The organism is Wenyingzhuangia gracilariae (assembly GCF_056387575.1).
Map to the genome: position 1 here is coordinate 2895304 of NZ_CM150748.1, position 17031 is coordinate 2912334.

The following is a 17031-nucleotide window of genomic DNA, read 5'->3' on the forward strand; positions in this document are numbered from 1 at the left end:
ATGTCTCAACTTTCTGAAATAGTATCAAAAATAATTTCGTTAAACAGTACATTATTTCAAGAAATGTGTGACGAAATCATATTACGTAATTATCCATCTCATAAAGATTTTGGGAGGTCTGGTATGGCTTTAGGCAAAGAGGAAACAAAACCAGGAACACCCGATTCGTATATTCTTTTAAGTAATGATCTTTTTGTATTTAACGAAATCACAAAAGATAAAAGTGGTGGTTTGGGTAAACTTATTGACGATTTCAATAAATGTATAGATGAAACAAAGACTAGAGTAAAAAAAGAAAAAATACAGACAATAACATTCTGTACAAGCTTTGAGTTAAAACCAGGTCAAAGTGATCAGCTCAATGAACTATGCAAAAAAGAAAATATTCTAATGGATTTTTGGAATGTGAATCGTATTGCGAGAAATATCTTATTTCAAAATACCGACTTGGGTAATAAATATTTAGATATTCCTTTAGATAAATCTCAATGGGTTTCGTTAGATACTTTTGTAGTAAACTACAACAGTGCTGGTAAACAAATTGCAACGCCATTAAACAATCCTTTTCTACATAGAGATGATGAAATTAAAGATGCGTTTCAATTAATAAATAAACATCATATTTCAATTATTTCTGGTCCTGCAGGAACAGGGAAATCTAAGTTATGTGTTGAAATTTTAGATAGATTGTTAAGAGAGCAACCAAATATGGCTGTTTGGGTTAATTCTTTTGACAGTGATTCAATAATAGATGATTTAAAAGGAAAACTCTCTCTAGAATCGCAAACCATACTTTTTATTGATGATGCACACAGAATATCTCATTTTGAACAAATTTTACAGTTTTTAAAAAATAGTTCTTATAACAAAGTCAAAATTCTTGTAACAGTTAGAGATTATGCTGCATCAGATTTTTCAGAACACATTAGTGAGTTTGATTACGAAACGATAAGCATCAATAGGCTTAAAGATGAAGAACTAAGTGATATATTAACTACCGAACCCTTTTGTATAAAAAATAAAGATTCACTTCATAAAATATTAGAGTTAGCAAAAGGTAATGTTAGGCTTGCACTTATGCTTGCTAAGCTTGATAATGTTAATAAAGATATGTCCGCTCTTAATAATACAGAAGATGCGTTTGATCTTTATTTTAAAACTTTTTTAAAGGATTCAAGTGAATTAAAAAATGAAAGTGTTATTAATACAATGGCTATAATTACCTTTTTTGGTTCAGTAAATATGAATTCTGTTGATTTTGATAATTTACTCAATACATTCAAACTAAATAAAAATGAGTTCGTTTCAAATGTTGAGTTATTAAGAAAGTCTGAATTGATAAGTATTTATAAAGAAGAAATTAAGATAGTTGAACAAAACTTAGGGGTATATTTTTTTAACAAAGCTTTTTTTCAATTGAAATCATTAGATTTTGAGACATTATTATTTAATTATTTTCCAACATATGATTATCGATTTAAAGATTGTGTTATATCTGCTAATAATAGTTTTAATCACGAAAATGTTGTCCAAGCTATTAAACATGTGTTAATCAATTTTGCGCGTAACTCTAAAATAAACCTATTAGGATTCTATGAATTATTTTGGTTTATCATACCTGACCAAACAATTGAGTATATGCTTCAATTAGGACTTCAAGGAGAGCTTAAACCTGTAGATAAATACGAACTTACCTTTGAGAATAATGAGTTTTCATCACAAAAGAGAAATATATTTAGTTTATTGAGTCACTTTGCAAGAAGGCCATCTACTTTTCTAAAAAATGCTTTATTGGCTTCATTAGAATTTGTTAGGCGTAATCCAGAAGCAGCAAGTGAATTTCATTATACGATAAAAGAATATTTAACTTTTGATTACCAAGATGTACAATATGGTTATTATAAGCAAAAAACTTTATTAGAGATTATTTTAAAAGGAGCTAATGAAGAAAAGCAATTGGAAAAAGAATTGTTTTATGTAATAGGAAAAATGTTGTTAAAACATAAATTTCAACAAGTAAAACCTTTGTATGGTAACAGTCTGTCAATTTATAATTACGAAGTAAAAAAAGGAACAATCATAGAAGAGTTAAGAGATGATATATGGAATAGAGTTTTTATCCATTTTGATTCTTATGAAAAGGAATCCTTAGAATTATTAGAATCTTGTGCTTCAATGCACCCAGATAATAATGTGGAATTAATGAAATATGATTTAGAATTTATATTAAAAATCATTAATGATAAATTAAATCCAAAAGTATTTGAACATTGTAGATATGTGCAAAAACAAATTTGGTGGTGTAATAGGTCTAAGGTAAATCACAAATCCTTCAAAGATCTATCAACACTATTTAACTGTGAGTTATATCAATTTTATAAAATTTTAAATAGAGAGTTATTAAATGGAGTTCACAGATTTGAGCTAGAAGATAAATTAGAACATAAAATATATGAGGAAAAAAAGAACAATGAAATAAAAACCTATATAATTTCTAAATATTCTAAAGCTCCTCAATTACTCTATAAAGAGTATCTATATTTATACAAAGCTACAAATGCTAAATGGAGCATCACTCAAACTAGTTTTGATATAGCCGTTAACGCTATTTTTGAAATTGATTTTAAAAGAGGGGTAAAATTATTAGAAACAATAATTAAAGACAATAATCAAGTAAATTATATCCCATATTGGCCTTTTTCAAATTTCCTTAAAGAAGAAAAGGAAGCATTTGAAATTTTTGAGGTAATCAACAAGGGGAATTATAATAGAAAAACCAACATATTATTATGCTATTTTGAAAGACTTCAAGTTGAAAAAAATTATGACAAGGTATTGATAGATATTGTTAATTGGTCTCATGCTGTTTCTGAAAATTTTAGTATTTCTTTTGAAAATTTAGAGAAATATTTGAAAGAGGATTCAAAGTTGTTTCATAAGGTATTGTCTTCATTAAATAAGAAGATGAAAGAAGGAGTGAGAATTTATTTTTATGGTAGTTTGTTTGAAAAATACGTGAATTTATTTACAGATGACATTAGAATTTTAAAAGAAACATACCTGTTACAAGATTTTACTCAAGACCATTTTGATTATGATAGTAAAGGATTAGAACAACTATGCATATCTTATCCTGAATTTCTTTTAGAATATTTTGAATATTATTATAGCACACCAGAACTTAAAAGGCCTAATAGAGAACATCGTGATAGATACAATTTTATATGGAAAAATGAAGATTTAATAAGAGGAGTGGAAACTGTTTTAGATTTTATAATTGACAAAGAATATTACTATGGAATAAGCGACCATCCAGCAGGGAACCTTTTTGAACAATTAAAACCAGAAGAAAACAAGAAAGCTGTTTCTTTTTTAAGGTCTTATATGCTAAAGCACACAAATAGTCCTAAACATCTAAATGTTATTATGAACATAGTTCATAATAAATTTCCAAATCAAAAAGGGGATTTTATAAAGATTCACCTCATTACAAATAAAAGTAAAGACGTTTTTGAAAAAGTAAGATGGATCTATCAGCAAGCAATTTGGAGTGGTAACGCAGATCCAGAATTGATCAGAGCTAAAAGATGGGAAGAAGTATTAGGTTTTGTAAATGAATTACCTGATGATATAATGTTATTACCAATACAAAATTTCATTAATGAAACTATTGAAATAAATAGAGAATATAGTCGTACAAGAAAAAAAAGAGGTAGGCAATAGAGGCACATATTAAAGCACTTTTTATCATTTCTACAACAAGTCAAAACCCATTTTTCTTGTTTTCCTTGACTACTAGAGTTAGATTAAATGATAAATAAGCTTCTTGCATAATGTATTATAATACACATTTTAAAGTTTTTTTATATATTTGTGTATTATAATAAACAAAATATGATAGATGCAATCACTATTAAGGAAGTAAAATTGCAGTTGGGTGAGCTTTGCAAACAGAAAAGACAAATTTACGAAATGTCTCAGCAAGACCTTGGAGAAGCTTTAGAATTGTCACGTTATACCATTCAAAAATTTGAAAACGGTAAGAACGCAACTTTAGATACAGTACTAAAAATAGCAAATCATTTTGATTTACTAGAACCATTGTTTCAAGCATTAAAAGATGTAGAGAATAAGAATGATATAAACTCATTATATTAAAAATGGCTAAAAATCAAATCATAGAAGTGATATTGTTTGGGATAGAAATAGGTAAAATTGGATACGACATAGACAAGCGTACCTCTTTTTTTCAATACAATCCAATTTTTTTAGAATCTAACCAATACAGCAATATATTTCCTTATGTTTTTAAACGGATAAAACCAGTACAAGTATTCTCAAAATTTGAAGGAGAAACATTCAGAGGGTTGCCTCCTATGATTGCCGATTCCTTACCTGATCTGTTTGGAAATATTATTTTTAAAGAATGGTTAGAAGCTAAAAAGACAGAGGTTAAAAAAATAACACCACTAGAACAACTAACCTATGTTTCTAATCGCGGTATGGGGGCCATTGAATACCACCCTTCGGTAGAAATACCAACATCAACAACAATTAATATAGAAGAAATTGTTGAGGTACTAAACAAAGTGCTAGATGTAAAAAATAAAACAGCAGGAAAGGCTTTAAATGATTTAGCCCTTTTAAATATCTTTAAGATAGGGACATCAGCAGGTGGTGTAAGACCCAAAATTCTTATTTCAGAACATAAAGAGTCCGGTAACATTATTCCTGGAGATATAGAATACTCAAAGGATTACAATCATTACCTCGTAAAGTTGTGTATGGATGAGGAAGCGGGCTATAACAAGGAAAAAACAGAATACATATATTATCTATTAGCAAAAGAAGTAGGCATACAAATGATGCCTTCAAAATTAATAGACAACAAACATTTTGCAACGTTACGTTATGATAGACAACATGGTGAAAAACAACATGTTTTAACCGTGTCAGGGTTAACAGGATGGGATTTTAAAAAACCAGACAATGCCAGTTATGAAAACGTATTTAAACTAGCATTAGATCTTAAGGTACCGCATAAAGATATTCAAGAACTCTTTAGACGTATGGTGTTTAATATTGTTTTTGCAAACATTGATGATCATTTAAAAAATCATAGTTTTATCTATAACAAAGAAACAAATTCTTGGAATTTAGCACCTGCGTACGATTTAACATATCCCTTAAATATAAATCTAACCTTTAGCAAGGTAACAAGAGCCTTGTCAATCAATCATAAAAGAAATAAGATTACTTTAGAAGATGTGTTAACCATTGCAGAAGCCTATGTTATTAAAAACCCCAAAGGGATTATTCAAAACATACAAGGAGCTACTTTAAAATGGGATTCTTTATGTAAAGAATTTGAAGTGCCTGAAAAGGTACGTGAGGCAATTAAAAAAGAGTTTACCAACCTTATATAAGCTGAAATTAAGATATTGACTACAGATATAAAAGTAAAATACCATGATTATTGGATAGATTTTAGAGAGGTGAGTTAATAAATCCCATAACAGCTGTTATGAAGTTCAAAAGTTGTGAAATTTTCAAGATCAACAAAACAATAGAATTAAGTATTTAGAACTAAAAATAAAAGAATAATTTGAGATAATTTAAGATCGTTTAAATTTGCTTATTTTTGAAAAATATTACAAGAGTTATGAAAGTAAAGTCTAAACTAAAAGCAGTTGATTTTTTCTGTTCCGGGGGGGGGATGTCTTCTGGTATGCAGGGTACAGGTATTAAAATACTTGCAGGTATAGATTATGACAATACTTGTAAGGAAACTTATGAAGCAAACATAAAAGGAGCAAAATTTATACATGCAGATGTTTTTGATTACAAAGAACAGCAATTAGAAAAAGAATTGAATCTTCAAAAAAATGATAATGATTTAATTCTAATAGGATGTAGTCCATGCCAGTTTTGGAGCATAATCAATACAGATAGAAAAAAATCCGCAAAATCTAAAAGTCTTTTAATCGAATTTAGACGATTTGTAGAATATTTTAATCCTGGGTATGTTGTTGTAGAAAATGTACCAGGTGTATTAAGAAGAAAAGACGAAAGCGGTTTAGAAGATTTTATTTTATGGTTAGAAAACCATGATTACAAAGTACACCATAGCATTCATAATGTAATGGAATACGGTGTACCACAAAGTAGAAAAAGACTTACATTAATTGCCAATAGGGTAAACAATAAAGTTTTAGAACCTATAAAGTACACAGGTAAAATAAAGACAGTTTATGATACAATAGGAGAACATAATGGTTTTCCTAAGATAGAAGCTGGACATAAAGATGAAACAGAGTTTGCGCATTCAGTTGCTGGGTTAAAACAAATAAATATTGATAGATTAAATGTAACCGCTAAAGATGGAGGCTCAAGAATGGCTTATGCAAATAATGAAGATTTAGCTCCTAATTGCCATAGAAACGACACTACAAATTTTAAAGATACTTATGGTAGAATGTGGTGGCACAAACCTTCACCTACAATAACAACAAAGTTTTTTAGTATTTCAAATGGTAGATTTGCTCATCCGGAAGAGAATAGAGCTATTTCAATAAGAGAAGGTGCTGTTCTACAGTCGTTTCCAAGAAATTACAAAATTAAAGCAACTAGCATTGCCAATGCAGCAAGAATGATTGGAAATGCTGTACCTCCAAAATACGCTTCTTCAATAGCGAAGGCAATAATAAAAAATCATCTAAATGCAGTTTAGAACCAAAGCAAGAGCAGTCGATTTATTAGGTAAAGGACAAATTGCTGATTTACCAACAGCCATTACGGAGTTGTGGAAAAATGGTTATGATGCTTATGCAGATAATTTAACTGCCGAAATATATTTATCTGGTTACAAAGATTTAAAGAATCCTTTATTTGTAATGACAGATGATGGTAAGGGAATGTCTAGAAAAGACATTTTCGAAAAATGGTTAGTTTTAGGAACTGATTCAAAAACTAGAGCAACTCTTGAAGAAAAAGAAAGTGAAGAAACACTTTGGAAAAGACCAAGAATTAAAGCGGGTGAAAAAGGAATTGGAAGACTTTCTGTTGCTTTTTTAGGTAACCCAATGTTAATGCTAACTAAAAAACAAGGACATCCTTTACAGGCTTTGTTTTTTGACTGGAGGTTATTAGAAAATTATAATCTGTTTCTTGATGATGTAGATATTCCTGTTGAAAATATTGATTCGATAAATGAATTTCCAACCAAGTTTGAAAAATTAAAGAATGATTTTCTGAAAAATTTTGAAAAAGAAAATGACATTGATGGCAATTTAATATGGGAAGCTTCGCAATCAGAATTAAAAAATGAAATTGAAACATCAGTAACCAAATGTTACTTATCTGGTTTTTTAGAAAAAAAACTTTTAGAGAATATTATAAATTTAGAGAAAAATAACGGTACTAAATTTATAATATTTGAACCTTTAGATCAAATTGTTCAGTTGGCAGACTCAGAAGACGACACTTTAAATGATAGAAATTTTGTTATTTCAAGCTTATCTGGTTTCACTAATGAGTTTATAAAAGACAATAAGAATGTTTCTACTTCAATTCCAATTTATGGGAAAAGTGAACAATCATTTGATTTCCTTACTTCATACGGTAACTTCTTTAGTTCAGAAGATTTCAATTTTGCGGATGTTTTAATTGATGGTGAATTTGATGGTAAAGGTTCTTTTAAAGGGAAATTAAAAATTTATGATCAAACTATTGATTATGAATATACAAATCCAAGAAAAAAAGATAAAAGAAATGAATACGGTTCTTTTCCAATAAGATTAGGTTATTCACAAGGTAGAGAAAGCGAATCAAATTTAGAGTCGAGTGCTTGGAAAAAAATAAATGACAAAGTTACAGAGTATGGTGGTTTGTATATTTATAGAGATAATTTTAGAGTACTACCATATGGAAGAACCGATTTTGATTTTTTAGGTTTTGAAAAAAGAAGAGCATTAAGGGCTAGTTCAGCTTATTTCTCTCATAGAAGAATGTTTGGATATTTAGCTCTAACTAGAGATGAAAATGAGAAGTTAAAAGACAAATCAAGTCGAGAGGGTTTAATTAATAACCCTGCTTATGCAGCTTTCAAGAATGATTTAGAATCTTTCTTTATTGAATTAGCCCAAGAATATTTTAGCGACACTGCTAAACAATCACTTTTTTTAGATAAAAAGTTACAACTTAAAGAGCAATCGGAGGCTTTAAAAGCTGATAAAAAAAGAGAAACAGCAGAAAAGGTCCAATTTTCAAAAGATTTAAATTCTTATTCTGAGCGTTTTGATAAATACCAAAAAGATTACCAAGATTTACTAAATCAATTAGAAGAAAAGACAAATCAAAGTGATGTTTTATATTCTGATATAGAAGATTTATTAGATAGGATACATACATTAGATATTGGTTATAAAACCCTTTTACCTAAAGTACCTAAAAGATATAAACCAACTGATACACAATTAGACAGATTAGATAAATTCGAAAACAAACTGGTTAAATTTAATGACACTATTAAAAAAGACAGTGCTCAACTAATGGTTAGGGTACAAGAAAAACTAGAAGTCAAAGAATTAAAAATGGAGTTTGTTAAAAATTTCCAAAAATATAATGGTACTCTTGAAAGGTTAATTTCAGACAATAAGGTTGTTCTTAAAAACAAATTTGATGCACTACTTCAAGATTATTCACTAAGATCTAAAAGAATTAAAGAAGAATTAAACTTAGATAAGGAACAAATTGTTAATTCTATCAATTCAAAAGAAAGTGTAAGAATTCAATCTGAAAAACTATCTAATAAATTTGAGTTTTTAAGAGAACAAGTAAATAAAGAATTACTTCCATTAATTGAGCATTTAAACAAATTAAGTTTTGATTTAGATGAAGAGTTAATCCAAGGTGCTTATAAAGCTGAATACGATACTATGAAATATCAATGGGATCAAACCAGAGAAACAGCACAACTTGGAGTTGCTGTAGAAATCATAGATCATGAATTCAATCAATTGTATGCGAAAATTAATTATTCTATAGACAAATTAAGCAATGATAATTTGTTTACTGATGTAGAGCAATTTCAATTTTTAAAACAAAATTTCAAACAATTAGAAGATAAATACGACTTACTTTCACCACTTTATAGAGTATCAGGAGTGATTGCTAAAGAAATAAAATGTCAAACAGTTTTTAATTACCTAGAAAAATTCTTTGCTTCAAAAATCAATTCTAATGTAGATATATTTGAACAAACAAAAGCTTTTAAAAATCACATAATCAATATAAAAGAACCAGTAATACACACTGTTTTTATTAACATTATTAACAATGCACTTTATTGGTTAAGAAACTCAAAAACCAAGCATATAAAATTTGATTATTTTAAAGATACAGAAGAAATAGTTATTATGAATTCCGGGCAAAAAATAGAAGAACATCGTTTAGAAAAAATATTTCAACTTTTCTATTCCAATAGACCAAATGGTAGAGGTATTGGACTTTATTTATCTAAACAAAGTTTAAACGAATCCTATTTTGATATTTATGCTACTAATGATAAAAATTACAATTTATTAAACGGTGCTTGTTTTGTAATTAAGCCTTTAAAATAAAAAATATGACTTTGCTTCAAAAAACTAGAGAAATCATTAATGATTCAATAAAATCGGTAATATTTATTGATGAAAAGGCATATGAACCTTTTACGGCTTTACCTACTGGGGATAATATTGAAACAACTCTTTCTAAAAATTTGTTTAAAAAATTCAAAACAAAAGGAATTAGTCTATCCATTCATAAATTTTCTCCAAAAGATTTTGATGATGAAAACAAGATAAGTTTTCTTTTAAAAAAAAGAGACCTAGTTCTTTTAGATTGGAAACTTGATGGTGAAAGCGGTGAAAAATTTTCGTTAAGATTACTTTCAAAAATAATTCAAGAAAAAAACATACATTTTTGTTCAATATACACATCTCAAAATAATTCAGATGAAATAATAAATAATATACTCACATATTTTTCTGGATATGATAACGCATATTATCAAAGTATATTAGACGAATTAGATCCTTATCTTGATGGTCAAGAAGTTTTGTTGGATCAAATATCTTATGATAACAAAGAGTTAAACAAAAAATTGAGAAACTCTTTTTTAGAAATAAATGACCAATTACCTAGCTTAATATCCAACATAACTGGATTAAAGGGTATTGGAGAAGCTTTAATTCAAGTTAAAATTGCATTTTCAAACTTTCAGAAAGCAGAACATTCAATTAAGTATATTCCTAAACACCTTAATAGGGAGAATAAAACATTAAACATAAATAATACAATAATAACCATTATCTCTAAAGATGAAGATAATGCAAGTAAGATTATTAATAAAATAGTAAATCAAGTTAGTAAATCTGAAAATTGTTATTCACAAATATTAGGTCTTGATATGCAAAATGTCTTTAATAATGAAACTTCATTTATTGACGAAAATTTGCTTGATACGAATCTTGATACTTTAATGTTTCACAGAAAGCAATTAATAAGTAACAATCTAGAGAATGAATTTGAAAATTTTATTAAAATAATTTTACTAGAGCATTCTAAATTAAAGTTAGAAAATTCTTTATTGAAAACTCTTGAAAAATCATTTTTAGATAAAGTGACAAAAAAAAGACTTAAAATTGAACCTCAGAAAATTGCTAAGTTGAATACATTTTATAATGGTTCATTTATTAATAATAAAGCATTGTTAAATTTTGGTGATGTTTTTAAAGATAATAAGGGTTATTTTTATTTGTGTATAACTCCTTTATGTGATTGTATTCTACATAATGGAAAAAGTAATATTGGTTTTAAATATTATTTTGTTAAAGGACAAAAGTCTAATTTAGAAACAGCTATAAACATAGGAGAAGAAGGTTTTGTGTCATTTTTAGATGATAAGACTTCTGTTGTTTGGAAACAAAAAGAATATATAAAACCTTTCCAATTATATATTCCAAATCCATCGTTAAATGATAATAAAATAACTTATTTAGACTGGGATAAAAAAAATGATAAAGTAGAGGTAGAAATTGAATATGTTTTTTCTATAAAGCAAAACTACACCCAGAGAATTGTAAACCATGCATTTGGACATCCAATTAGAGTTGGAGTTGATTTTGTGAAAAAATAATTGTTTTTTAATTAAAAGTTTAATGGGTACTACGTTTTACATCAGGTTCAATATGAATAATAAATAAACAGTTATATTTAATATGAATAGAGTCTTGATTGATTCTGAGAAATTTTAGAAGAAGCTGAAAAGAAATATTCTTTTCTTTAGGGCATAGATGTAACCGATGAATATACAGTATTTATTACACATTTATTTAATTATATTTCATCAGCAGTGTTTAAAATAAAAGGTAAACCTGATCAAGCAATATATTACAATACAGCAGAAAATTTAAATTCTAAACTTCTTAATTGTATAGTTATTGAAAATTCTAATAACAGCATGTTATCCGCAAAAAAATGCTGAAAAAACAGTTGTTGCTTTTACAAACGAAGGTAAAAATACTAATATTGAATTAGCAGATCATAAAATCAATAGTTTTGAGAATGATGAGTATGAGTTATTTATTTAAAACAGCAATTGTGCTGTAAATAACTCCCCACAAACCAAAACTCAGTTTTCTCGTTCCTCAAAATCCTCTGTCTTTTGGTTTGTTCCCCGCGCCATACGTCTATAGCGTTTAAATTGCCCTACTGTTGCAGCACATTACAGCTTGTTTCATTCGCGCCTCATTACACAACTATAAAGAGCTGCCCCAAGCAAAAAGCTAATTATTTAAACGCTATCCCAAAGCTAAGTTACATAACGGGTAGTTATGGCAGCATTCATTCACTTTCTGTACCATAACTCCATTATGTAAAATAGCCGCTTTCCAACGCTCAAATCCTAACTACTAATAACATTAGTCGCTATTCATGAACTCCCATTAAAAACAATATAAAAACAGTGAACTAAATAGCCAACATAATTATTACTCCTTATGAGCATTCATTACATAACCCAGTTAAAATACAATTCACCTGCTTAACAGCATAACCATTTGGGAGAGAAAAATGAACAGCACTGGGCAAGCATTCTATCGTTTCACAATGAGTGCATCTAAAATGAAAATGTTGCTCTGGTAATTTTTGCTCATCACATTTTACACAAAATGCAAAATATTGTTTTCCATCATCTGCTACAATTTTATGAAGCGTACCATCATCACAAAAACGATTTAATATTCTGTAAATCGTAGCTCGATTAATAGCTATATCAATACGCTTTTCTATAGCATCCTGGCTCATTGCTTTATTAGAATCAACAAGTATTTTTAACACAGCTTCTTGAGTTATAGTATGTCTTCTTTTCATTTAATGCGATTTAATCGCAATAATTATTGCGACTTTGTTGCAATATAATAAAATATACAATATGTTTGCAAAATAATTATTTGCGACAATGTTGCATTAGTGAAATTTAATGACTAGAAGAGAGCTCATAAAAAAGGGAGGATTGGTAAGTTTAGCAATGACCTTACCTATAACGTTAAGCAGTTTTATAAAATTTAATCATATGATAGATAGAAAAGATTTTGAAGTAATTATAGTTGGTGGGAGCTATGCAGGGCTTTCAGCTGCTATGGCACTAGGACGTTCTTTAAGAAATGTTCTAATAATAGATGGCGGTTTACCTTGTAATAGGCAAACACCACATGCACATAATTTTATAACACATGATGGAACCAAACCTAGTCAGATTTCAGCAAAAGCAAAAGCACAAGTATTACAGTATAATACAGTCAAATTTCTTGAGGATTTTACAATTGATGCAAAAAAAATAAACAATAACTTTCTAGTTACGACACAATCGGGTAAGGAGTTTACTGCAAAGAAATTAATTTTTGCAACGGGCGTTAAAGACATTATGCCAGATATAAAAGGCTTTTCAGATGCTTGGGGTGTTTCTGTAATCCATTGTCCTTATTGCCATGGTTATGAATTCAAAGGAGAAAAAACAGGTATTATGGCCAATGGCGAAAGAGCTTTTCATTTAGCATCACTAGTTCATAATTTAACAAAAGACGTAACGATTCTAACCTCTGGTAAAGCAGATTTTAGCGCTGAACAATTAATGAAACTTAAAAAGCATAAAATTAAAATTATTGAATCCAAAGTACCACAGATTGAACATGATAAAGGACATATTAAAAATGTTGTATTTGAAGACGGTCAAAAAATTCCATTTGTAGGGGTGTATGCAGCTATTCCTTTTAAACAACATTCAGAAATACCAATGTCATTGGGTTGCGAATTAACCGAAAGCGAACATATAAAGGTAGATGTATTTCAAAAAACATCAATAGAAGGTGTGTTTGCCTGTGGTGATAATGCAACAATGATGCGTTCAATAAGTAATTCTGTACATACAGGTAATATGGCTGGAGCAATGGTGAATATGGAATTAACAGAAGAGCAATTTTAAAAGCAAAAATATGATTGAAGTATATACAACTGATATCCCAAATAAGATAATCGCTAATAGTATTTTAACGAATCTAAAAATTAGTTTCCCTAAATTGAGGTTTAATTATGACATAGAAAAACCAATAATCAATTATCCTTGCACTCATAGTATTTTAAGAGTTGAAGGTGAAAGTTTTAATATTGAAAAGGTGATGTTGTATATTCACAAATTAGGTTTTAGGTGTGATGTTTTAGAAGACAAACTATGTAAATATTAGAAGATGGGAGAATTTTGGGAATCAAATTTTAAAGGAAAACAAGCCATGTGGGGGTATGAACCTACAGATGTAGCCAAATCTACTGCTGTATTTTTCAAAGAAAAAGCATTACAGGAAATATTAATACCTGGTATCGGTTATGGTAGAAATGCGAAACCGTTTATTAAGAATAATCAAAATGTAACCGGAATAGAATTATCTAAAACGGCAATTGAAATAGCTAATAATCATTTTTATGATGTCGTTAAAATCTACCACGGTTCGGTAGCAGACATGCCTTTTGATTCTAAAAAGTATGATGGCATTTTTTGTTATGCCCTATTGCATTTACTCGATGAAAAAGAACGTTTACAATGCATTAATAATTGCTATAATCAATTACAACCAGGAGGGTATATGGTTTTCGTTAGCCTTTCAATAAACGATATGAGATATGGTAAAGGAATAGAAATTGAAGAAAACAGATATACAACGGCACACGACGTTAATTTATTCTTTTACAACAAATTCAAAATTGAAAAAGAATTCAAAGATTATGGTTTGTTAGAAGCAGTAGAAGTTACAGAACCCATTAAGGCATTAAAAAATAAACCCTCTCAGATATTTTGGAAAATAATATGTTCTAAGTAAAGACCCATTTCAAGGGTGTAGGTTACAGCAATTAGTAATGTTTTCCATGTGTCTGCGGTAGGCAAACTACATTCGTTCAGTCCCTTATCAGGGAATCACTCTTTTCATTTCCCCACCTCAACACCGCGCATAAAAAAAGTGCACCACTGCGTTCAGCACTTCATTTATTTTTCCCACCGCTACAACATCAATAATCACTTCCACCTACGCATATTACCATTATACGTTATTTTTGAGACATTAGTAAACTTACAATAATGGTAAAAGATGCTTTTTTATAAATTCAATTCTATCTTTTGCTCGTGGCATAAATCGAGAAGTAATAGCTATGACAACTTTCTTTTCAGGTGAAACAAAAATGACATTTCCACCATCACCTATGGCTGCATAACAATTAAGATTCGCATCACTTTCAGTAATAACCCACCACAAATAACCATAGGATCGTGTACCCCATTTGCTTTGTGTTTTAGTACTCTCTTCAACCCATTGTTGTGTTAGTATTTGCACTCCATTCCATGTGCCTTTATTCAAATACAACAATCCTATTTGTATCAAATCTCTGGTAGTTAATGCAAGTCCCCAACCTGCTGTATGAACTCCTTTAGGATCAACAACCCAACCGCTAACATGTCTGTCTTTTAAAAAAGAAAAATAAGTATCCTTATCATTTATCGAGTAATTAGTAGGTGTCTTTATTCCTAAAGGTGTAAACAAATGTTCTCTTGCAAAATCAAGTACTGTTTTACCAGTTGCATTGGTCAATATTCCAGATAATACTTGTATACCAATAGTGGTGTATTTAAAAGTACCTATTTCTTTTTTACCTCCTAATAAATCTAAAACGGCTTTTGTCCAATCATCACTAGAATACACTTTTGTATAAGGCTCATGTTTATATTTATAAGGAGCCGTCATGGTCAACAAATCTCTTATAGTGATTTTTTGTAATGTTTTTTCTCCTCTTTTGAGTTTATAATTGGGAAAAAAATCCAATATATTTTGTTCTGTACTTTTTATAGCTCCTTTTTTAATGGCTATACCAACAAGTGCAGATACAATACTTTTTGTCACAGATGCAACGTGTATAGTATCGTTTTGTTGATATCCATCAAAATAATTTTCGTAAACAATTTCATTATTTTTAGAAACTACAATTCCCGTAATATTATCATATTCTAATTCGATTAAATCTTTTATTTTTTGTGCGTTTTGTTGGTTCATATACTTCTTAATTGAGAATCAAAATTATGTCAGTTAAAAAATATTTTAACTATCAAATAGAAACAATTTTAAAATAAATTTTAAATTATGTTTGATTATCAGATTTTTAACAAAAAATAAATGGAAAGATGATAAGGTAAAAAACAAAAAAAAGAATGCAATACTAGGCACTCCCTTCGTCCAATGCTTTTATGCTATAAAGGTCAAGCCCTACGGGTTTTGAAAAAAATCTCCACTGCTAAACTCAACTGGTTTTAACATCTTTTTACAATCCAGTAAATATCCTTTCTGTTTAATATGATGAACAAATTAAGCAGTAGTATTTTTTCCAAAAACCTTGACAGCATAGCCTCGTTTCCTTAATGATGGGCTTTCTTTTTTCTGTTTTTCTTTTAAAATTTTATTGCGCGAAGCGTAGCGGAGCATAGAGAATCTTAATTTTTTAATTGGATAACTATGCTAACTTTTCAAATCAAAACCCACAAACACGGGCAAACGTACTCAAAACCGCATTTCTACATCTTAAACAAAGGGTTAAATAGTGGAAAACCATGTAGAACCCCAATAAGAAACTCATTTGTTATTTCAACAGAAACAATTGAACAAAAAGAAGCTTTGTTTCAGCTATCATATATGTTGTTAGAATCCAAATACTATAATTATTATTTGAAAGGTTCTGTTATTCCTTTTATAGGCATAAATGATGTTAAAAATTTACTGATAAAAAATCATAAGTACCTAAAGCAACAAGATTTTCAAACAAAAATTGAGGCAATAAAAAAAGTAGAGGTCCTAGAAAAAGGTTTTCAAAATAAATTAAAAACCATTCAAGAGCTAAAAACCTCCTTATTAAGATCCTGTAAATTGGAAAGGTAAATAAAAAAGGTTCAATCAATATGACTGAACCTTTAGCGTTCGGAGAAGTTACCACACTAAAAACCGAACACGATGTTTATTTTATGATGAAGTCTATTTCTTAGACTTTGTAAGCCATTTTAAAAAATAAGAAACGGCAAAACTGACAGTGGCTCCAACAATAGCCAGAAGAACTGTTTTGAGAATATCTTCAGAAAAAATGGTAGGACTGATACTCAATAATGTTCCTGAGGCAGTTCCTATTTTAAGTGAAATATTTGTTTTCATTACTCAGAATTTATTTCATTTGCTGAGCTGATTTCTTTTAGAGCTTCATCATCAACAGTTACTTGACTTACAGCAGATAAAACACCACCAGCAACAGCCACATATCCTGCAATAGTTACAACCGTTGCAGGCAAAGCAATAGGAGCAGCAATAATACTTCCGCTTATGGCTAGCAATGACAAACCTACGGTTCTTAAAACCTTAAAAAACTTAGGTGTTGGTGCATTTGCACGTTTTGTTACATTCATAA

14 protein-coding genes are annotated in these 17031 nt (G+C 29.1%); 10 read left to right on the plus strand and 4 right to left on the minus strand.

Annotated features, from left to right (window positions below; genetic code table 11):
- The 7 genes from ACY2IJ_RS12790 (at window position 1) to ACY2IJ_RS12820 (ending at window position 11633) form a co-directional block, all read left to right on the plus strand.
- Window positions 1-3723, plus strand: a complete 3723-nt coding sequence (locus ACY2IJ_RS12790) for an nSTAND3 domain-containing NTPase (protein WP_476724722.1) — start codon at window positions 1-3, stop codon at window positions 3721-3723.
- Between the two features lie 171 nt (window positions 3724-3894).
- A complete protein-coding gene (locus tag ACY2IJ_RS12795; RefSeq protein WP_068825326.1) occupies window positions 3895-4158 on the plus strand; it encodes a helix-turn-helix transcriptional regulator in 264 nt (87 codons plus the stop codon).
- Window positions 4159-4160: 2 nt separating this feature from the next.
- Window positions 4161-5426, plus strand: coding sequence for a type II toxin-antitoxin system HipA family toxin (locus ACY2IJ_RS12800; RefSeq protein ID WP_476724723.1), 1266 nt, complete (start codon window positions 4161-4163; stop codon window positions 5424-5426).
- A 236-nt stretch (window positions 5427-5662) separates the two neighbouring features.
- Window positions 5663-6730, plus strand: a complete 1068-nt coding sequence (locus tag ACY2IJ_RS12805; protein ID WP_476724724.1) for a DNA cytosine methyltransferase — start codon at window positions 5663-5665, stop codon at window positions 6728-6730.
- Window positions 6720-9620, plus strand: a complete 2901-nt coding sequence (locus ACY2IJ_RS12810; RefSeq protein WP_476724725.1) for an ATP-binding protein — start codon at window positions 6720-6722, stop codon at window positions 9618-9620. Before ACY2IJ_RS12805 ends, ACY2IJ_RS12810 begins: the two co-directional genes overlap by 11 nt.
- Window positions 9621-9625: 5 nt before the next feature.
- A complete protein-coding gene (locus tag ACY2IJ_RS12815) occupies window positions 9626-11179 on the plus strand; it encodes a response regulator receiver domain (RefSeq protein ID WP_476724726.1) in 1554 nt (517 codons plus the stop codon).
- A 304-nt stretch (window positions 11180-11483) separates the two neighbouring features.
- Entirely contained in the window at window positions 11484-11633 is a 150-nt protein-coding gene (locus ACY2IJ_RS12820; RefSeq protein WP_476724727.1) for a hypothetical protein, read from the plus strand.
- Window positions 11634-12039: 406 nt separating this feature from the next.
- On the opposite strand, the gene ACY2IJ_RS12825 is transcribed toward ACY2IJ_RS12820, so the two are convergent.
- Window positions 12040-12414 carry a Fur family transcriptional regulator gene (locus ACY2IJ_RS12825; protein ID WP_476724728.1) on the minus strand — a complete coding sequence of 125 codons (375 nt, stop codon included), beginning with the start codon at window positions 12412-12414 and terminating at the stop codon, window positions 12040-12042.
- 109 nt (window positions 12415-12523) lie between these two features.
- Between ACY2IJ_RS12825 and ACY2IJ_RS12830 the strand changes: the two genes are divergently transcribed.
- Window positions 12524-13525 (plus strand): NAD(P)/FAD-dependent oxidoreductase, encoded by a 1002-nt coding sequence (locus ACY2IJ_RS12830; protein ID WP_476724729.1) that lies wholly within the window; start codon window positions 12524-12526, stop codon window positions 13523-13525.
- A gap of 262 nt (window positions 13526-13787) precedes the next feature.
- Window positions 13788-14414: a class I SAM-dependent methyltransferase gene (locus tag ACY2IJ_RS12835; protein ID WP_476724730.1), complete on the plus strand. Its 627-nt coding sequence runs from the start codon at window positions 13788-13790 to the stop codon at window positions 14412-14414.
- A 249-nt stretch (window positions 14415-14663) separates the two neighbouring features.
- Here ACY2IJ_RS12835 and ACY2IJ_RS12840 read toward each other — a convergent pair whose 3' ends face one another.
- Window positions 14664-15638 (minus strand): serine hydrolase domain-containing protein, encoded by a 975-nt coding sequence (locus ACY2IJ_RS12840; RefSeq protein WP_476724731.1) that lies wholly within the window; start codon window positions 15636-15638, stop codon window positions 14664-14666.
- Window positions 15639-16094: 456 nt separating this feature from the next.
- Between ACY2IJ_RS12840 and ACY2IJ_RS12845 the strand changes: the two genes are divergently transcribed.
- The gene (locus ACY2IJ_RS12845) at window positions 16095-16514 is read left to right on the plus strand and encodes a DUF6943 family protein (protein WP_054724561.1); all 420 of its coding nucleotides are present in this window, start codon (window positions 16095-16097) and stop codon (window positions 16512-16514) included.
- 93 nt (window positions 16515-16607) lie between these two features.
- Here the strand turns inward: ACY2IJ_RS12845 and ACY2IJ_RS12850 are convergent, their stop codons facing one another.
- Both ACY2IJ_RS12850 and ACY2IJ_RS12855 read right to left on the minus strand, forming a co-directional pair.
- Window positions 16608-16781, minus strand: a complete 174-nt coding sequence (locus tag ACY2IJ_RS12850; RefSeq protein ID WP_098946169.1) for a hypothetical protein — start codon at window positions 16779-16781, stop codon at window positions 16608-16610.
- The gene (locus tag ACY2IJ_RS12855) at window positions 16781-17029 is read right to left on the minus strand and encodes a hypothetical protein (protein ID WP_476724732.1); all 249 of its coding nucleotides are present in this window, start codon (window positions 17027-17029) and stop codon (window positions 16781-16783) included. The genes ACY2IJ_RS12850 and ACY2IJ_RS12855 overlap by 1 nt, the downstream gene beginning before the upstream one ends.
- Window positions 17030-17031: the final 2 nt, after the last annotated feature.

What these genes read in the sequence shown, in the direction of transcription:
- ACY2IJ_RS12790 (WP_476724722.1), top strand. Translation starts at nt 1, where the DNA reads ATGTCTCAACTTTCTGAAATAGTATCAAAAATAATTTCGTTAAACAGT.
- ACY2IJ_RS12795 (WP_068825326.1), top strand. Translation starts at nt 3,895, where the DNA reads ATGATAGATGCAATCACTATTAAGGAAGTAAAATTGCAGTTGGGTGAG.
- ACY2IJ_RS12800 (WP_476724723.1), top strand. Translation starts at nt 4,161, where the DNA reads ATGGCTAAAAATCAAATCATAGAAGTGATATTGTTTGGGATAGAAATA.
- ACY2IJ_RS12805 (WP_476724724.1), top strand. Translation starts at nt 5,663, where the DNA reads ATGAAAGTAAAGTCTAAACTAAAAGCAGTTGATTTTTTCTGTTCCGGG.
- ACY2IJ_RS12810 (WP_476724725.1), top strand. Translation starts at nt 6,720, where the DNA reads ATGCAGTTTAGAACCAAAGCAAGAGCAGTCGATTTATTAGGTAAAGGA.
- ACY2IJ_RS12815 (WP_476724726.1), top strand. Translation starts at nt 9,626, where the DNA reads ATGACTTTGCTTCAAAAAACTAGAGAAATCATTAATGATTCAATAAAA.
- ACY2IJ_RS12825 (WP_476724728.1), bottom strand. Translation starts at nt 12,414, where the DNA reads ATGAAAAGAAGACATACTATAACTCAAGAAGCTGTGTTAAAAATACTT.
- ACY2IJ_RS12830 (WP_476724729.1), top strand. Translation starts at nt 12,524, where the DNA reads ATGACTAGAAGAGAGCTCATAAAAAAGGGAGGATTGGTAAGTTTAGCA.
- ACY2IJ_RS12835 (WP_476724730.1), top strand. Translation starts at nt 13,788, where the DNA reads ATGGGAGAATTTTGGGAATCAAATTTTAAAGGAAAACAAGCCATGTGG.
- ACY2IJ_RS12840 (WP_476724731.1), bottom strand. Translation starts at nt 15,638, where the DNA reads ATGAACCAACAAAACGCACAAAAAATAAAAGATTTAATCGAATTAGAA.
- ACY2IJ_RS12845 (WP_054724561.1), top strand. Translation starts at nt 16,095, where the DNA reads ATGCTAACTTTTCAAATCAAAACCCACAAACACGGGCAAACGTACTCA.
- ACY2IJ_RS12850 (WP_098946169.1), bottom strand. Translation starts at nt 16,781, where the DNA reads ATGAAAACAAATATTTCACTTAAAATAGGAACTGCCTCAGGAACATTA.
- ACY2IJ_RS12855 (WP_476724732.1), bottom strand. Translation starts at nt 17,029, where the DNA reads ATGAATGTAACAAAACGTGCAAATGCACCAACACCTAAGTTTTTTAAG.